The following is a 14,232-nucleotide window of genomic DNA, read 5'->3' on the forward strand; positions in this document are numbered from 1 at the left end:
TCCTCGGTTGTCGGTTGATTCAGCGATAGCTTTGATAGATGCGCGTGCTGCCATCGGCCAGCACCAGCAGCACGTCGTAGGGATCGCGCTGGTCGCCGTAGGCGGGGCCATCCATGCCCGGCGAGCCGACCGGCATGCCGGGCACGGCGAGGCCGACGGCCTTGGGCTTTTCTTTGAGCAGCCGCTGTACTTCGCGTGCGGGCACGTGGCCTTCGATGGCGTAGCCGCCGACGAGGCCCGTGTGGCACGAGCCCAGCTTGGCAGGCACGCCCAGGCGGGTGCGCGCGGCTGCGTTGCCTTCGTCGTGCACGCGCGTGGCGAAGCCGCTCTTGTTGAGGTGCTTGACCCAGTCCTGGCAGCAGCCGCAGTTCGGGTCTTTCCAGATCTCGACCATCGGTGCCGCGGCCATCGCTGTGAAAGGCACGGCAGTGGAAGCCAGTGCCAGCAGCAGGTTTCTTCGTTGCATGGTTTCTCCTTCAGGATTTGCCAGCGGCAGCCAGCACGCGGATGCGGCCGGCCATGCCGAGTTCGTAGTGGTCCTTCACGAGGCAGGCGAAGTCGAAGTCGCCGGCGCGGTTGAAGGTCCAGACCATGTCGCCGGTCTTGCCGGCGGGCACGTGCACCATCCACGGGTCGTCGTGTTCCATGTCCGGGAACTTCTTCATCATGGCCGCGTGAGCCTCGATCTCGGCGGTGGTGCCGAGCACGAGTTCGTGCAGTTCCTTGCCGCGGTTCTTCAGGCGCAGGCGGATGGTGTCGCCTTCGCGCACTTCGATGACCGAGGGCGTGAAAGTCATGTCGTCGGCCATCGCGATGTCGATGGTTCGCTTCACTGCATTGGCCTTGCCTGCGATGCCCCAGGCCTTCTGCTCGGGCGCGAGCGTGGCAGCGCCTTTGGGCTTGGGGCCGTTGTGGGCCTCGTGGGCCAACGAAGCAGTAGTGGCAGCCGCGAGCACGAGGCCCGCGGCGATGGACTTGATGAGTGTCTTGTTCATGAGTTGAGCTCCAGAGAGGAAGGGGTAAAGGAATCAGTGGTTGTGTGCGCCATGCCCGGAGGGCTTGCGCACGGTTGCGTCGGGGCTACTGTTCTTCATCGACGGTGCGGGCGTTTCCTTGCGCGTGGCCGGCGGCACGTTCGCGTTCGGCACTTCGCGTGCGACCGTGCCGGCCGGGTGCTTGAACCAACCCGGATCGCGGTAGTCGCCGGGCTTCTGGTCGCGCCGCACCTTCAGCAGCGTAAACATGCCGCCCATCTCGGCCGATCCGAAGGGGCCGGTGCCGGTCATCATCGGCACGGTGTTGTCGGGGATGGGCATTTCCATTTCGCCCATGTCCGCCATGCCCTTGTCTCCCATCACCATGTAGTCGGGCACGAGCTTGCGGATCTTCTCGGCCACGCCCTTGTGGTCCACGCCGATCATGGTCGGCACGTCGTGGCCCATCGGCCCCATGGTGTGGTGCGCCTTGTGGCAGTGCAGCGACCAGTCGCCTTCCTCGTCGGCTATGAATTCCATCTGCCGCATCTGGCCCACCGCGATGTCAACCGACACCTCGGGCCAGCGCGCGGTGCGCGGCACGGGGCCGCCGTCGGTGCCGGTCACCTCGAACTCGTGGCCGTGGATGTGAATGGGGTGGTTGGTCATCGTGAGGTTGCCCACGCGGATGCGCACGCGGTCGCCCTTGCGCACGTTCAGCGTGTCGATGGCCGGGAACACGCGGCTGTTGAAGCTCCAGATGTTGAAGTCGGTCATGGTGTTGACCTTGGGCGTGGCGCTGCCGGGCTCCACGTCGAAGCTGCCGAGCAGGAAGCAGAAGTCGCGCTGCACGGGCTCGATCAGCGGATGACTCTCCTTCGGGTGCGTGACCCAGAAGCCCATCATCCCCATCGCCATCTGCACCATCTCGTCGGCGTGCGGGTGGTACATGAAGGTGCCGGGCCGGCGCGCGGTGAACTCGTAGACGAAGGTCTTGCCCGGCGGAATGTGCGGCTGAGTGATGCCGCCCACGCCGTCCATGCCGTTGGGCAGGCGCTGGCCGTGCCAGTGCACGGTGGTGTGCTCGGGCAGCCGGTTGGTCACGAAGATGCGCACGCGGTCGCCCTCGACCACCTCGATGGTCGGGCCGGGCGACTGGCCGTTGTAGCCCCACATGTTGACCTTGAAGCCAGGCGCCATCTCGCGCACCACGGGTTCGGCGACGAGGTGGAATTCCTTGACGCCGGCGTTCATGCGCCAGGGCAGCGTCCAGCCGTTGAGCGTGACGACGGGGTTGTAGGAGCGGCCGTTCGGCGGCACGAGTGGCGGCGCGGTGGCGGTGGAGCCCCGCGACACCGGTTCGGGCAGCGCGGCCATGGCCACACGGCTTACGGTGGTTGCGGCGACGGCTGTGGCCGCGCCTGCGAAGAAGTTGCGGCGGTTCATGTCAGTGGCCTCCCTTGGCGGGGGCGTCACCGGCCGCAGCGGTCTGCAGCGCCGTCATGCCACCGGGCGAACTCCCCGTGAGCACCAGCTGCAGATCGGTGTCCGCCAGCCAGAAATCGCGCTGCGCCTCGATGCCCGCGTTCACCGCGAGCATGCTGGCGCGCGTCTCGCCGAGCAGTTCCCACACGCTCGCGAGCATGCCGTTGTAGCGCAGCACCATCTCTTCGTTGACCTTCTTGCGCAGCGGCAGCACCTCGTCGCGGTAGCGGCGGGCGAGGGTGTAGGCGGTGTTCCAGCCCTGCCATGCCTCGCGCGCCTCGCTCGCGGCCAGCACGCCCACGTCGCGCACGCGGGCGGCCGACTGCAGGTATTGCGCCTCGGCGCGGCCATTGCGGGCCTGTCCCCAGTCGAAGATCGGAATGGGCAGGTCGAGTTCGAAGCCGCGCTTGGTCTTTTTCGTGCGATCGGCGTCGTTGTCGAAGGTGGTGTTGCGCACCACGCCGAGCTCCATCGCGTTGATCACGCTGGTGGCATGCGTCAGGCCCAGCGAGCCGGCCACGGCGGTGTTCTGTGCTTGCGCCGAACGCACGTCGAGGCGGTCGCGCAGCGCCAGCGCCTGCACGTCGCCCAGTTCGGGCGCGGCTTGCGGCAGCGGTGGCAGGCGGTCGGGCAGGGTGTAGCCGGCGCGAGCGCCGCCCAGGCCCATCAGGCGCGTGAGCTGCTCGCGGCTAGCGACAGCCGCCTGCTCGGCACGCGCGAGCTGCGCGGCCGCGTCGGCCAGCAGCAGTTGTTCGCGGGTGCGCTGCAACGCGCTCCAGTTGCCGACCTGGGCCATGCGATGCGCGAGTTCGGCGCCGGCTTCCGCGGCCTCCTTCGCGTCGCGCAGGTAGACCACGCTCTGCTGCGCCGCCACCGCGCGCACCCAGGCGCGGCGAGTGTCAGCGGCGAGCGTCAGCACGCTCTGCGCAGCCTGCAGCTTGGCCGCCTCGTGCCGCTGGCCGGCCCATCGGGCCTGCCATGGCAGCGTGACCAGGCCCACCACGTTGAAGCTGAGCATCCGCTCGAACTCGCGCTCGCTGCCCTGCGCCAGCCGGCTGAAGGAAAGCACCGGATTCGGCAGGCTCGCGGCCTGCACACGGTCGGCATCGCTCAGTTGCAGGGTGGCGAAGGCGTCTTGCACGCGCGGGCCGTTGATGAGTGCGATGCGTACCGCGGCTTCGACGTCCAGCGGCTTGGCAAGCAGGGCATCGACGCTCTTTTGCGAGGCTTCGTCGGGCGTGCGCTGGGCTGCGGTGCCCGCCATCAGCGGGTTGCCGTTGACCAGCGCCTGCACGTCGGCGGTGCCGCCGTCGGGCGAGAGGCTGGCGCAGCCGGCCAGTATCAGGACGCTCGCGAGTGCAGTGGCGCGTTTGAGCAGCGCGCTACTTCTTCGATAGCAAGGGGGGCCGGCAGGCTGCCGGCGAACAATGGGGTTCACGCTCGATCTCCATGAGCAATACGACGGACGCCGCGAGCCGGAAAGGGCTCACCGCGGACGGACTACGGGCAGGGAGATCAGGAAATGGGCGGCTTCAGGCCCGCAACGGGCTCTGCACTGGCGAAGCGGGCCGCGTGTGCCGCAGGCGGCGCCTGGGGCGCGCTGTGCACGATGTCGACGAGGGGCATGCCGCCAAGGGCCACCGTGTGGCAGACCTGGCAGGCGGTGCAGGTGCCGCAGCCTTGATGGCCGGCGCCGTCGTTGCTGCTGTGGTTGTCATGTGAACCGGCGTGGTCCGCCATGTCCATCTGCATGTCCATGCTGTTGCCGGCCTCCATCGCCTCGTGGCAGTGGGCTTCGGTGGCCGCAGTCGCCATGGACACGGCTGCCTCAGCCGCCGGCAGCGAATGCCGCACCATCTCGATCGCCATGGCATCGCCGAGCCAGCCGCGGATGGGCAGCAGGGCGATCATGAGGGCGAGCAGCAGGGTGCGCATGGGCGGGATGATAAACCTGCGCTCTTAAGACACCAGCTGGCCTCGGGCCTTGTCCACCCATACCTGCAGGTTGTCGAGCAGGTCCTTCTGGCTGAAGGAGCAGCTTTCCTCGCTGAAGAGCGCGCTCGACTCCAGCCGGTCGAGCAGGCTCAGCAGCACCTCGCCGTAGCGCGGTGGCAGGGCACCGAGCAACTCGGTGCTGGCGCGGGCTTCGTTCGACAGCGTGGTGACGGATCCGCCGCCATCGGTGCGCAGGGCCGCGATGCGCGCGGCGATGGCGTCGAGTTGCTGGGCGGCGCTCATTGCTTGTTCTTTCCGGGCGGCGGCAGCGACAACCCGCGCTCGCGCATCAGGTCGYGCAGGATGTCCGGGTAGTCCGTGATGATCCCGTCCGAGCCCCAGTCCATCAGCCGCTGCATGTCGGCGCGCTGGTTCACGGTCCAGGGCAGCACCTTCAGGCCGAGCTTCTGCGCTTCCTTGATGACGGTGGGCGTCAGGTCGGCGAAGGCCGGCGACCAGATCACCGGGCCCGGTGCGTTGGCCGATGCGGCCCTGACCATCTGCGGCACCGAGACGAAGCCCGCCGCGTCGATCCCGGCCGTCCAGCGGTTGTCCTTCAGCGTGCGGGGCGTCGTCAGGTAGGCGCGGGGCAATTGCGGCGCGAGCTTGCCGACCAGCGCCAGCGTGCGCCAGTCGAAGCTCTGGATCGTCACGCGGCCTGCCATCTTCGCCTTGTCGATCTCGGCGAGCAGCGCGCGCACCATCGGCTCGGGCGCGGCGGTTTCCTCCGGCCTGGTCGGATCGATCTTGGTCTCGATGTTGAAGCGCACCGTTGCCGCGTCGGCGCCGCGCGCCTGCACCTGCGCGAACAGCGCGGCCAGCGTCGGGATGCGCTCGCCGTCGCGCGGCTGCTGCAGCGCGAACTGCTTGCCGTAGTTGCTCGCCGGATTGAGGCGGCCCACGTCGTAAGTCTGCAGCTGCGCCAGCGTGAGCGAGCGGATCGACGCGCCGCTGTTCGGTGCCAGCCAGGCGCCGCTGGCGTCGCGCGTGTGGTCGGGGTTGAGCGAGGTGTCGTGCGAGATCACGACCACGCCATCGACCGTGAGCCCGATGTCGAGTTCGAGCGTGGTCACGCCCAGGTCGATGGCGTTGGAGAACGCGGCCAGCGTGTTCTCGGGTGCCAGCCCGCGTCCGCCGCGGTGGGCTTCGAGGTCGAAGTGCTGCTTGGCCGTGGGTGCGATGGCGGCGCAGCCGGCGACGAGCAGGGCAGAGGCGAGGAGGACGTATTTCATTTGAGCTGCACTTTGATGCCGTCGTCTTGCACAGTGATGTCGCCGATCTCGTAGGTCTTGCGCCCGACCGTCAGTTCGTTGGCCGTGAAGCTGCGCAGCACCTGGCCCTGCAGCAGCTCCTGCGCGACCAGGGCGCCGATTTTTTGCAGCCGCTCGGCATCGCGGCCTTCGATACCCTGCAGTTCGATGCGCTCGGCCTTGGGCTGGTCGAGCCGCAGCGCGCGCGCGGCTGCGTCGTACTTCAGTGCGCTGCTGACCGACACCACGCCCTGCACCGGCGACGCCGCCAGCAGGGGGCTCGCGATGGTCAGCGTGGCCGTGATGGCTGCGCGGTTGGCCTGCGCGTCGAGGCCCAGCTGAGGATCGCGCAGCCCGACCATGAAGATCTCGGCGTAGCGCTCGGCCACCGGAAAACGCTTGGCGATCTGCATCTGCAGCTCGTCGCGGGTGGCGGTGTATTCGCTCGTGAAAAAATTGAAGCCGGCCAGCGCCGCGAAGGGCGCATGCAGGGCCGCGGCGCCCAGCAGCGCGCGCAGCACCCGGCGGCGGGAGGTGGGAAACGGGGTGCGGAGGTTCATGGGGGCTCCGAGCTTGCCACAGGCGGGAACGTTCCCGCCAGTGCGATGGATCAGCGCACCCAGGCCAGAATCAATCGTGCAGCGAAGAAAGAAACTGCTTCAGCTCCGCCGTCTGCGGATTCCCGAACAGCTCCGCCGGCGGCCCCATCTCGTGCACACGTCCCTGGTGCATGAAGATCACGCGGTCGCTGACCTTGCGCGCGAAGCTCATTTCGTGCGTCACCATCAGCAGCGTCATTCCCTCGTCGGCCAGCGACTCCACCACGCGCAGCACCTCGCCCACCAGTTCGGGGTCGAGCGCCGAGGTGATCTCGTCGCACAGCAGCACGGCCGGTTCCATTGCCAGTGCGCGCGCGATGGCCACGCGCTGCTGCTGGCCGCCCGAAAGCTGGTCGGGCATGGCGTCGAACTTCTCGGCCAGCCCCACGCGGTCGAGCAGCTTGCGCGCCTGCGAGGCCGCCTCCATGCTGCTACGCTTCTTCACCAGCGTGGGCGCGAGCATCACGTTCTTGCCGACCGTGAGGTGCGGAAACAGGTTGAAGCTCTGGAAGATCATGCCCACGCGCTGGCGCAGCTCGCGCATGGCCATGGTGCTTTCGTGCAGCAGCGGCTTGCCGTCGACGGTGAGCGAACCTTCCTGGAACACCTCGAGCCCGTTGATGCAGCGCAGCAGCGTGCTCTTGCCCGAGCCGCTCTTGCCGATGATGGCGATCACCTCGCCGCGTTTCACGTCGAGATCGATGCCCTTCAGCACTTCGTTGGTGCCGTAGGACTTGCGCAGCGCGGTGATGCGCACGATGGGGGCGCCCACCGAGGTGGCGGGTTGCTGTTGTTGCGGTTCAAGCACGGCGGCCATGGGTCTTCCTCTCGAGGTTCTTGGCGTACAGGCTCACGGGGAAGCACAGCACGAAATAAAGCAGGGCCACGCAGCTGAACACCACGAAGGGCTTGAAGGTGGCGTTCGAAATCATGCTGCCGGCCTTGGTGAGCTCGACGAAGCCGATCACCGAGGCGAGCGCCGTGCCCTTGATCACCTGCACCAGGAAGCCCACCGTCGGCGCGACCGCGATCTTCACGGCCTGCGGCAGGATCACATGGCGCATCTGCTCGGCGAAGCTCAGGGCCAGGCTGCCCGAGGCCTCCCACTGGCCCTTCGGGATCGAGGCCACGCAGCCGCGCCAGATCTCGGTGAGAAAGGCGCTGGTGTACAGCGTGAGCGCCACGCTGGCCGCGGTCCACGCCGACACGTCGACGCCGAACAGCGCGATGCCGAAGTAGGCGAGGAACAGCTGCATCAGCAGCGGCGTGCCCTGGAACAGCTGCACATAGAGGCCGACGGCGCGGTTCATGGCGCTGCCGCCGCGCAGGCGCAGGAACAGCAGCAAGGCGCCGACCAGTCCGCCGCCGATGAAGGCGATGAGCGACAGCACGACAGTCCAGCGCAGCGCCATCAGCAGGTTGCGCAGGATGTCCCAGAGGGAAAAATCGACCATGGTGTGTGTGGCTTTCCCGCGTTCAGCGGCCGAAGAAGAATTTCGGCCCGGCCCAGTTGAGCAGCCGCCGCAGCGCGACCGCCAGGGCCAGGTAGATCAGCGTGGCAACGATGAAGGCCTCGAAGGCGCGGAAGTTGCGGCTCTGGATGAGGTTGGCCGCATAGCTCAGCTCCTCGGTGGAGATCTGCCCGCATACGGCCGAGCCCAGCATCACGATGATGATCTGGCTCACCATGGCGGGCCACACCTTCTTGAGTGCCGGCGGCAGCACCACGCGGGTGAACACCTGCGCCTTGCTGAGTGCCAGGCTCACGGCCGCTTCGATCTGCCCCTTGGGCGTGGCCTCGATGCCGGCGCGGATGATCTCGGTGGAGTAGGCCCCGAGGTTCATCACCATCGCGATGATCGATGCCGTCTCCGGCGTGAGCTTGACGCCCGCCGCGGGCAGCCCGAAGAAGATGAAGAACAGCTGCACGATGAAGGGCGTGTTGCGGATCAGCTCCACGTAGGTGCCCACGATGGCGCGCAGCCATGCAGGGCCATTGGCACGCGCCCACGCGCAGAAGGTGCCCACGATCATGCCCAGCACGGTGCCCACGGCGGTGAGGCCGATGGTCCACGCCACCCCGCGAAGCAGCAGCGGCCACTCGGAGAGCACCGCGCCGAAATCAAACTCGATGTTCATAAGTCAGTCTTCTCTTCGTGGAACGCCGCGGAACCGGCTTTGCCGGGCCGCAGGCGTTGCCCCCGGCGAGGGGGTGTGCGCAGCGACACGAAGTGCGCGAAGCATGGGGGAGCGCTTGTTCAGACCGGCAGCTCGCCGGCGGCCTTGCCGAGCCACTTCTTCGACATGGCGTCCAGCGTGCCGTCCTTCTTGGCGGCGGCAATGATCTCGTTGACCTTGGTCTTCAATGCGGTTTCGCCCTTGGCGACGCCGACGAAGCAGGGGCTGTCTTTCAGCAGCAGCTTGAACTCGGCGCTCACCTTCGGATTCTTGGCGAGCATGTCGCCGGCGACCGCCGCGCTGGTCGCGATGGTTTGCGTCTGGCCGGCCACGAAGGCCGCGATCGTCGCGTTGTTGTCCTCGAAGCGGCGGTAGTCGACGTTCGGTGGGGCCACCTTGTTCAGTTCCTGGTCTTCCATTGCGCCGCGCGTCACGGCGACGGTCTTGCCGGCCATGTCGGCGAAGCTCGTGAGCTTCATGCTCTTGGCCGCATACACGGCCTGGAAGAAGGGCGCGTAGGCCGAGGTGAAGTCGATCACCTTCTCGCGCTCGGCGTTCTTGCCGAGCGTGGAGATCACGAGGTCGGCCTTGCGGGTCTGCAGGTACGGAATGCGGTTGGCGCTGGTCACGGGCACCAGCTCGACCTTGACGCCCAGCTTGGCGGCGATCAGCTCGGCCATCTCGATGTCCAGGCCTTGGGGCTTCATGTTCCTGTCGACCGAGCCGTAGGGGGGGTAGTCGGTCGGCACGGCGATCTTGATGGTCTTGGCCTTGAGCACGTTGTCGAGTGCGTTCTGGGCCTGGGCGGCGCCCGTGGCGGCCATCATGGCGAGCGAAGCCAGTGCGAGCGCGAAGCGGCGTTTGGACGGAGAAGAGAAGGTCATAGCAAGGCTCCTAGGTAAGTCGAAGAATCGGAAGCAGGGGATGCGGCCGCCTTGCGGCGCTTGCCCTTGGGCGCCGCTGCGGCGGCGGTGTTCGTGTTCTGCAGCGGCGCCAGCGCATCGCGCAGCTGCGCGAGCGGATCGGCGGGCGCCTGCACGCGCAACGCCGACTGCACCGTGCCGATGTGCGCGGCCATCAGCGCCTCGGCGGCGGCGTGGTCGCCGCGCTCCAGCGCCGCGACGATCTGCACGTGGTCTTCGCACGACTGCACCGCGTCGTGCGTGGACTGGTAGAGCATGGCGATCAGCGTGGTGCGCGCGGTGTAGTCGCGCAGCGTATCGGCCAGCAGCGTGTTGCCCAGGCATTCGGCCAGGCATACATGGAAGTCGCCCAGCAGAAAGCTGCGGTTGCCGACGTCGCTCTCTTTCAGTGCGGCTTTTTCACGCTGAAGGTGCGCTTTCAGCTCGCGCAGGGCGGCCTTGTCGATCTTGCCGGCGCTGCCCGCGCTGCGGATCAGCCCCAGTTCGATGACGCGCCGGGCCTCGAAGGCCTCGCGCGCCTCGTCCTGCGAGGGCTCGATGACGAACCAGCCGCGCCGTGCGCTCACCGTGACGATGCCGCGCGCCGCCAGCCGCGTGAGCGCCTCTCGCACGATGGTGCGGCTGCAGTCGAACAGCATCGCCAACTGCTGCTCGCCCAGGCGCGAACCCGGCGCGAGCTTCTGCGCCATCACCGCTTCGATGATGCGTGCACTGATTTGGGATGCGGAAGTGGCCATGGCCTGCATACCAGCAGCTTCTGTGCCAACTGGTATGCAAGATCTGTGCACCGAAATGGGACATGGCCCTGCCCCGGGGCCCCGGCGGGCGCGTGCTCAGTGCCTGGTGCGGCCCAGTGCGCTGGCCGGAAGTGCCACAAGCATGAGCAATGCCGACAGCACCAGCGCCCCGCTCAGCACATACAGGCTGGCGGCGAACCCGCCCGTCAGCGTCTTGAGCGCGCCGACCATCATCGGCGCCACCAGCCCCGCGCTGCCGCCGATGGTGCTGATGAGCGCGATGCCCGCGGCCGCGGCGCTCTTCGACATGAAATTGCCGGGCACCGACCAGAGCACGGTGAACGCGGCGGAAATGCCCATGGCCGCCAGTGCCAGGCACAGCACGGCGGCGAAGGCGTTGTGCATGAACAGCGTGGTCAGCGCCAGCCCGGCCGCGCCCACCACCGCGCTCAGTGCGAAATGCCAGCGGCGCTCCTTGTGCCGGTCCGAATGCCGCCCGACGACGATGTTGGCCGCGATGCCCGCCACCGCCGGAACGACCGAATAGAAGCCGATCTGCAGCACGCTGAGCCCCATCGACTTCAGGATCGTGGGCTGCCAGAACGACAGCGCATAGATGCCGAGGATGATCAGGAACGACATGAAGCCGATCAGCCACACCCGGGCGTCGAGCATCGCCGCGCCGAAGGTGTGGCGCCCGGTGGCACCGTTGGCGGCCTGGTCTTCGGCCAGCAGGCGCGCCACGCGCTGCTTCTGCGCCGGCGACAGCCAGGCCGCCTGCGACGGGCTGTTCGACAGCCAGCGGAAAGCCGCCACGCCGAGCAGCACGCTCGGAATCCCTTCGAGCAGGAACAGCCACTGCCAGCCGCGCAGCGACAGCACGCCGTCGAGATACGTCATCGTGAGCCCTGCGATGGGCCCCGCCACGATGGGCGCGGCGCCGAAGGCCATGAAGAACAGCGCGGTGGCCTGCGCGCGGCGGTGTGAGGGGAACCACAGCGTCAGGTAGAACAGCACCCCCGGCGCGAAGCCGGCCTCGAACACGCCGATGAGAAAGCGCAGCACATAGAAGTGCGTGGGCGTGGTCGCGAACATCATCGCCGCCGACGCCAGCCCCCACAGGCCCATGATGCGCAGCAGGGTCGCGCGCGCACCGATCTTCGCGAGCATCAGGTTGCTCGGAATCTCGAACACCGCATAGCCGATGAAGAAGATGCCCGCGCCCAGGCCGAACACCGCGTCGCTGAAGCCGAGCTGGTCCTTCATCTGCAGCTGCGCGTAGCCCACGTTGGTGCGGTCGAGGTAGTTCAGCACGTAGCAGGCGCACAGCAGCGGCATCAGGCGCCAGGTGATCCTGCGGAAGAGCGCGGCGTCGTCGCGCGCGGCGGTATCTGCTGCCGGGGTGCGCGCATCCGCTGCGTCGAGGGTGGCGGTGTTCATCGTGTGTCTCCTTCTGTTGTTCCTGCCCGAGATGCTTCAGGCGACCGTGGGCGTGCCGAAGCTCGTCTCGCCCCACAGGTGGCTGGCCGGCGCACCCGGAAACAGCCAGTGCGGCGAGCATTCGGCCGACGGCACCACGTTGCTGAACCCGTGCGAGGACGAGGTGCCGGCGAGGGTCTTCTCCAGCACCATCGACAGGTACTGGTCGTTGCTGCCCTCCTGCGTGTTGCCGTTGAGGATCACCTCCGCGCCAGTGGCCTGCGCGTAGCGGCGGATGCCGTTGTGCCGCGACTGCAAAGGCGCCCAGCTGTCGGCTGCCACGCCGTTCTCGCTGCTCACACGCAGGCCGTCGCCGGTGCGGTAGACCAGCGAATGGTTGCCCTCGGTGTGGCCCGGCGTGTGCACCAGAGCGAGCCCGCGGCCCAGCTGGATGCTGCCGTCGAAGGCGACGATGCGTTCGGCCGGCACGCCGTCGAGGCCGCGCGGGCAGTACCACTCGGCCTGTATCGGCAGCAGGCCCTGCACGTTCGCGAGCTCCTGGCGGTGCACCAGCAGCCTTGCGTTCGGCAGCAGGCCCGGCGCGCCGGCGTTGCCGAGCCAGCGGCGCACGTCCTGCGTGTGCAGGTGGTCGTAGGTGATGTAGTCGACTTGCTCCGGCGCGATGCCGCAGCTCGCCAGCGCCTGCGGCACGGTCTGGTAGACCGGCGCGATCGCCTTGTGCAGGAACTTCGGCGTCTGCTCGCTCAGGCGCTTGAAGTAGGGCGTTTCGTTGCCGGCCTCGAAGTCGGCCGGCGTGAACAGCAGCGTGCGCAGGCGGCCCTCGAAGTCGTCGTACTGGATCAGCACGGTGCGCGCCAGCAGGTGGACCATGTGCGGCTTGAGCAGTTGCTGCGAGTACACGCCGGTAAAGGCGAACCACGCGGGGTACGGAATGCGCAGCAGGTTGAAGCTGCGCGCAAAGCGCACCGGCGGCGCGTCGAGCAGCCGCTCGCGCAGGCCTTCGGCCTCATGGCGGATGGCGCGCAGGCGATCCTGCGGCATGGCGGCGTTGCGTGTGCCGTCGAATTCCGGCAGCTGTGCGAAGCCGGTGGGCTCGGGGTCTCGGATCATGGTCGTCTCCTGGAAATGAATGCTTGCTTTTCGATTCGTCGTGCGTTGTTCGGGGGAGCGGTTGAACTGCCGGCATGAGCAGAGCGCTCATCGTGCGCAGGGCACCGGGTGCTCCCCGCAGCGAAATAAAGGAGGAGGCCGCAGGCCGGGGGACATTCGCGCAGGGGAGTACCCGGTGGCCTGTGCTCACGCCCCGAATGCCCCTTCAGTACATCGACCGCCCGCCCGAGATGTCGAACACCGCGCCAGTGCTGAACGAACATTCATCCGATGCAAGCCACGCAGCCATCGCAGCCACTTCATCGACCTCGACAAAGCGCCCCATCGGCACGCGCGACAGCAGCGCAGTCCGCAGCTGTTCGCGGTGCTCCACAGGCACGGCCGCGAACACCTCGGTGTCGGCCGCAGACGGCGTGATGCAGTTCACCAGCACGCCCGAAGAAGCCAGCTCCTTGCCCAGCGACTTGGTCAGCGCGATGAGCCCCGCCTTCGACGCCGAGTACGCGGCATTGAATCCGTTGCCCTCCTTGCCGGCGACCGAGGCGATGTTGACGATGCGCCCGCGCCGCTGCGCGAGCATCACCGGCGCCACCGCGCGGCAGCACAGCCACGCGCCCGTCAGATTGATGTCGAGCACGTTGCGCCACTGTGCGGGCGTGTGCTCCCAGGCCGGCACGGTCGGGCCGAGCACGCCCGCGTTGTTGACGAGGATGTCGATGCCGCCGAAGCGCTCCTGCGACTGCGAGGCCGCGCGAGCAATCTGGTCTTCGTCGCGCACATCGACGACCGCCGAGGTCGCGGTGCCGAGCGGTGCGAGCGTTTGCAGCGCATTCGCCAGCACGGCCGCATCGAGGTCCCACAGCGCGACGCTGGCGCCGGCCGCGAGGTAGCGCTGCGCAATCGCCCGGCCGATGCCGCGCGCGCCACCCGTCACGACGGCGTGGCGGCCCGCGAGCGCATCGTTGCGCGGCGCAGTCATGCGGCTGCCGCTTCTTGCGGGCGTGCGGCTGCGGGCTGGCCCAACAGTGCGCCCATCAGCGCGGCCACGTGCTCCGCGGGCACGCCCGCCAGCAGTTGCCGCAGCATCGTCAGCGTGTCGAAGTACACGCGCTCGCACACCAGCCGGTCGCCTTCGAAGATGAAGAAGGCATTCATGCGGCAGCGAAAGCTGTTGCCCGTCGGGGGCAGGCCCTTGAGCGGACCGCGATGCGTGCCCAGCAGCCAGAACTCGACGACCACCGAATCGTCGGCGTGCCGCAGCTGGATGATCTCGTGGCGCTGGTCGGGAAAGGCACGGCGCGTGTCGGTGTAGTACTGGCGCACGTCGGCAATGCCGTCGTGCACCTCGCCGCTCGGGATCAGCTCGTAGTGCGGGTGCGGGAAGGTGCCGAGCACGGCGTCGAAGTCCTGCCGGGTTTCGTCGGCGAAGTGATCGAGCACGAGGCGCTCGCGGCGGGCTTGAAGTTCGGTGCGTTGTGTGTTCATCGGGGGTGTGCTCCATGTGACAGGGACGACAGGTGACATCGGGTTGCTGCGAATGC

17 protein-coding genes are annotated in these 14,232 nt (G+C 67.9%); all 17 read right to left on the reverse strand.

Annotated elements, in window-relative coordinates:
- Nucleotides 1–19: 19 nt before the first annotated feature.
- Nucleotides 20–466, reverse strand: a complete 447-nt coding sequence (locus tag AC1DFC_RS02425) for a DUF411 domain-containing protein (protein ID WP_093058287.1) — start codon at nt 464–466, stop codon at nt 20–22.
- 10 nt (nt 467–476) lie between these two features.
- Complete coding sequence (locus AC1DFC_RS02430) at nt 477–995, reverse strand: cupredoxin domain-containing protein (protein WP_007829565.1); 519 nt, start codon at nt 993–995, stop codon at nt 477–479.
- Between the two features lie 33 nt (nt 996–1,028).
- On the reverse strand, nt 1,029–2,420 hold the full coding sequence (locus AC1DFC_RS02435; RefSeq protein WP_478178630.1) for a multicopper oxidase family protein: 1,392 nt from the start codon (nt 2,418–2,420) through the stop codon (nt 1,029–1,031).
- A gap of 1 nt (nt 2,421) precedes the next feature.
- Entirely contained in the window at nt 2,422–3,897 is a 1,476-nt protein-coding gene (locus tag AC1DFC_RS02440; protein WP_007829569.1) for a TolC family protein, read from the reverse strand.
- 77 nt (nt 3,898–3,974) lie between these two features.
- Nucleotides 3,975–4,394 carry a hypothetical protein gene (locus tag AC1DFC_RS02445; RefSeq protein ID WP_413334787.1) on the reverse strand — a complete coding sequence of 140 codons (420 nt, stop codon included), beginning with the start codon at nt 4,392–4,394 and terminating at the stop codon, nt 3,975–3,977.
- A 24-nt stretch (nt 4,395–4,418) separates the two neighbouring features.
- Complete coding sequence (locus AC1DFC_RS02450) at nt 4,419–4,697, reverse strand: hypothetical protein (protein WP_413334785.1); 279 nt, start codon at nt 4,695–4,697, stop codon at nt 4,419–4,421.
- On the reverse strand, nt 4,694–5,686 hold the full coding sequence (locus AC1DFC_RS02455) for a glycerophosphodiester phosphodiesterase (protein WP_478178631.1): 993 nt from the start codon (nt 5,684–5,686) through the stop codon (nt 4,694–4,696). The genes AC1DFC_RS02450 and AC1DFC_RS02455 overlap by 4 nt, the downstream gene beginning before the upstream one ends.
- Nucleotides 5,683–6,264 carry a DUF1439 domain-containing protein gene (locus AC1DFC_RS02460; RefSeq protein WP_007829573.1) on the reverse strand — a complete coding sequence of 194 codons (582 nt, stop codon included), beginning with the start codon at nt 6,262–6,264 and terminating at the stop codon, nt 5,683–5,685. The genes AC1DFC_RS02455 and AC1DFC_RS02460 overlap by 4 nt, the downstream gene beginning before the upstream one ends.
- Before the next feature lie 70 nt (nt 6,265–6,334).
- Complete coding sequence (locus tag AC1DFC_RS02465; RefSeq protein WP_413334781.1) at nt 6,335–7,120, reverse strand: amino acid ABC transporter ATP-binding protein; 786 nt, start codon at nt 7,118–7,120, stop codon at nt 6,335–6,337.
- On the reverse strand, nt 7,104–7,757 hold the full coding sequence (locus tag AC1DFC_RS02470; RefSeq protein ID WP_007829575.1) for an amino acid ABC transporter permease: 654 nt from the start codon (nt 7,755–7,757) through the stop codon (nt 7,104–7,106). Before AC1DFC_RS02470 ends, AC1DFC_RS02465 begins: the two co-directional genes overlap by 17 nt.
- A 22-nt stretch (nt 7,758–7,779) precedes the next feature.
- Complete coding sequence (locus AC1DFC_RS02475) at nt 7,780–8,442, reverse strand: amino acid ABC transporter permease (RefSeq protein WP_007829576.1); 663 nt, start codon at nt 8,440–8,442, stop codon at nt 7,780–7,782.
- A gap of 119 nt (nt 8,443–8,561) precedes the next feature.
- A complete protein-coding gene (locus tag AC1DFC_RS02480) occupies nt 8,562–9,365 on the reverse strand; it encodes a transporter substrate-binding domain-containing protein (RefSeq protein WP_007829577.1) in 804 nt (267 codons plus the stop codon).
- Entirely contained in the window at nt 9,362–10,141 is a 780-nt protein-coding gene (locus AC1DFC_RS02485) for a GntR family transcriptional regulator (protein WP_413314114.1), read from the reverse strand. Before AC1DFC_RS02485 ends, AC1DFC_RS02480 begins: the two co-directional genes overlap by 4 nt.
- Nucleotides 10,142–10,237: 96 nt before the next feature.
- Complete coding sequence (locus AC1DFC_RS02490; RefSeq protein ID WP_413334779.1) at nt 10,238–11,581, reverse strand: MFS transporter; 1,344 nt, start codon at nt 11,579–11,581, stop codon at nt 10,238–10,240.
- A gap of 36 nt (nt 11,582–11,617) precedes the next feature.
- Nucleotides 11,618–12,691 carry an MBL fold metallo-hydrolase gene (locus tag AC1DFC_RS02495; RefSeq protein ID WP_413334777.1) on the reverse strand — a complete coding sequence of 358 codons (1,074 nt, stop codon included), beginning with the start codon at nt 12,689–12,691 and terminating at the stop codon, nt 11,618–11,620.
- A gap of 205 nt (nt 12,692–12,896) precedes the next feature.
- On the reverse strand, nt 12,897–13,670 hold the full coding sequence (locus AC1DFC_RS02500) for an SDR family NAD(P)-dependent oxidoreductase (RefSeq protein ID WP_413314118.1): 774 nt from the start codon (nt 13,668–13,670) through the stop codon (nt 12,897–12,899).
- Nucleotides 13,667–14,176: an ester cyclase gene (locus AC1DFC_RS02505; protein WP_007833966.1), complete on the reverse strand. Its 510-nt coding sequence runs from the start codon at nt 14,174–14,176 to the stop codon at nt 13,667–13,669. The genes AC1DFC_RS02500 and AC1DFC_RS02505 overlap by 4 nt, the downstream gene beginning before the upstream one ends.
- Nucleotides 14,177–14,232 lie beyond the last annotated feature (56 nt).

It is taken from the genome of Variovorax sp. 10L421 (assembly GCF_056395365.1).

Excerpts from the sequence above, each read along its gene's own strand:
- AC1DFC_RS02425 (WP_093058287.1), bottom strand. The coding sequence starts at position 466 with ATGCAACGAAGAAACCTGCTGCTGGCACTGGCTTCCACTGCCGTGCCT.
- AC1DFC_RS02430 (WP_007829565.1), bottom strand. The coding sequence starts at position 995 with ATGAACAAGACACTCATCAAGTCCATCGCCGCGGGCCTCGTGCTCGCG.
- AC1DFC_RS02435 (WP_478178630.1), bottom strand. The coding sequence starts at position 2,420 with ATGAACCGCCGCAACTTCTTCGCAGGCGCGGCCACAGCCGTCGCCGCA.
- AC1DFC_RS02445 (WP_413334787.1), bottom strand. The coding sequence starts at position 4,394 with ATGCGCACCCTGCTGCTCGCCCTCATGATCGCCCTGCTGCCCATCCGC.
- AC1DFC_RS02450 (WP_413334785.1), bottom strand. The coding sequence starts at position 4,697 with ATGAGCGCCGCCCAGCAACTCGACGCCATCGCCGCGCGCATCGCGGCC.
- AC1DFC_RS02460 (WP_007829573.1), bottom strand. The coding sequence starts at position 6,264 with ATGAACCTCCGCACCCCGTTTCCCACCTCCCGCCGCCGGGTGCTGCGC.
- AC1DFC_RS02465 (WP_413334781.1), bottom strand. The coding sequence starts at position 7,120 with ATGGCCGCCGTGCTTGAACCGCAACAACAGCAACCCGCCACCTCGGTG.
- AC1DFC_RS02470 (WP_007829575.1), bottom strand. The coding sequence starts at position 7,757 with ATGGTCGATTTTTCCCTCTGGGACATCCTGCGCAACCTGCTGATGGCG.
- AC1DFC_RS02475 (WP_007829576.1), bottom strand. The coding sequence starts at position 8,442 with ATGAACATCGAGTTTGATTTCGGCGCGGTGCTCTCCGAGTGGCCGCTG.
- AC1DFC_RS02480 (WP_007829577.1), bottom strand. The coding sequence starts at position 9,365 with ATGACCTTCTCTTCTCCGTCCAAACGCCGCTTCGCGCTCGCACTGGCT.
- AC1DFC_RS02485 (WP_413314114.1), bottom strand. The coding sequence starts at position 10,141 with ATGGCCACTTCCGCATCCCAAATCAGTGCACGCATCATCGAAGCGGTG.
- AC1DFC_RS02490 (WP_413334779.1), bottom strand. The coding sequence starts at position 11,581 with ATGAACACCGCCACCCTCGACGCAGCGGATGCGCGCACCCCGGCAGCA.
- AC1DFC_RS02495 (WP_413334777.1), bottom strand. The coding sequence starts at position 12,691 with ATGATCCGAGACCCCGAGCCCACCGGCTTCGCACAGCTGCCGGAATTC.
- AC1DFC_RS02500 (WP_413314118.1), bottom strand. The coding sequence starts at position 13,670 with ATGACTGCGCCGCGCAACGATGCGCTCGCGGGCCGCCACGCCGTCGTG.
- AC1DFC_RS02505 (WP_007833966.1), bottom strand. The coding sequence starts at position 14,176 with ATGAACACACAACGCACCGAACTTCAAGCCCGCCGCGAGCGCCTCGTG.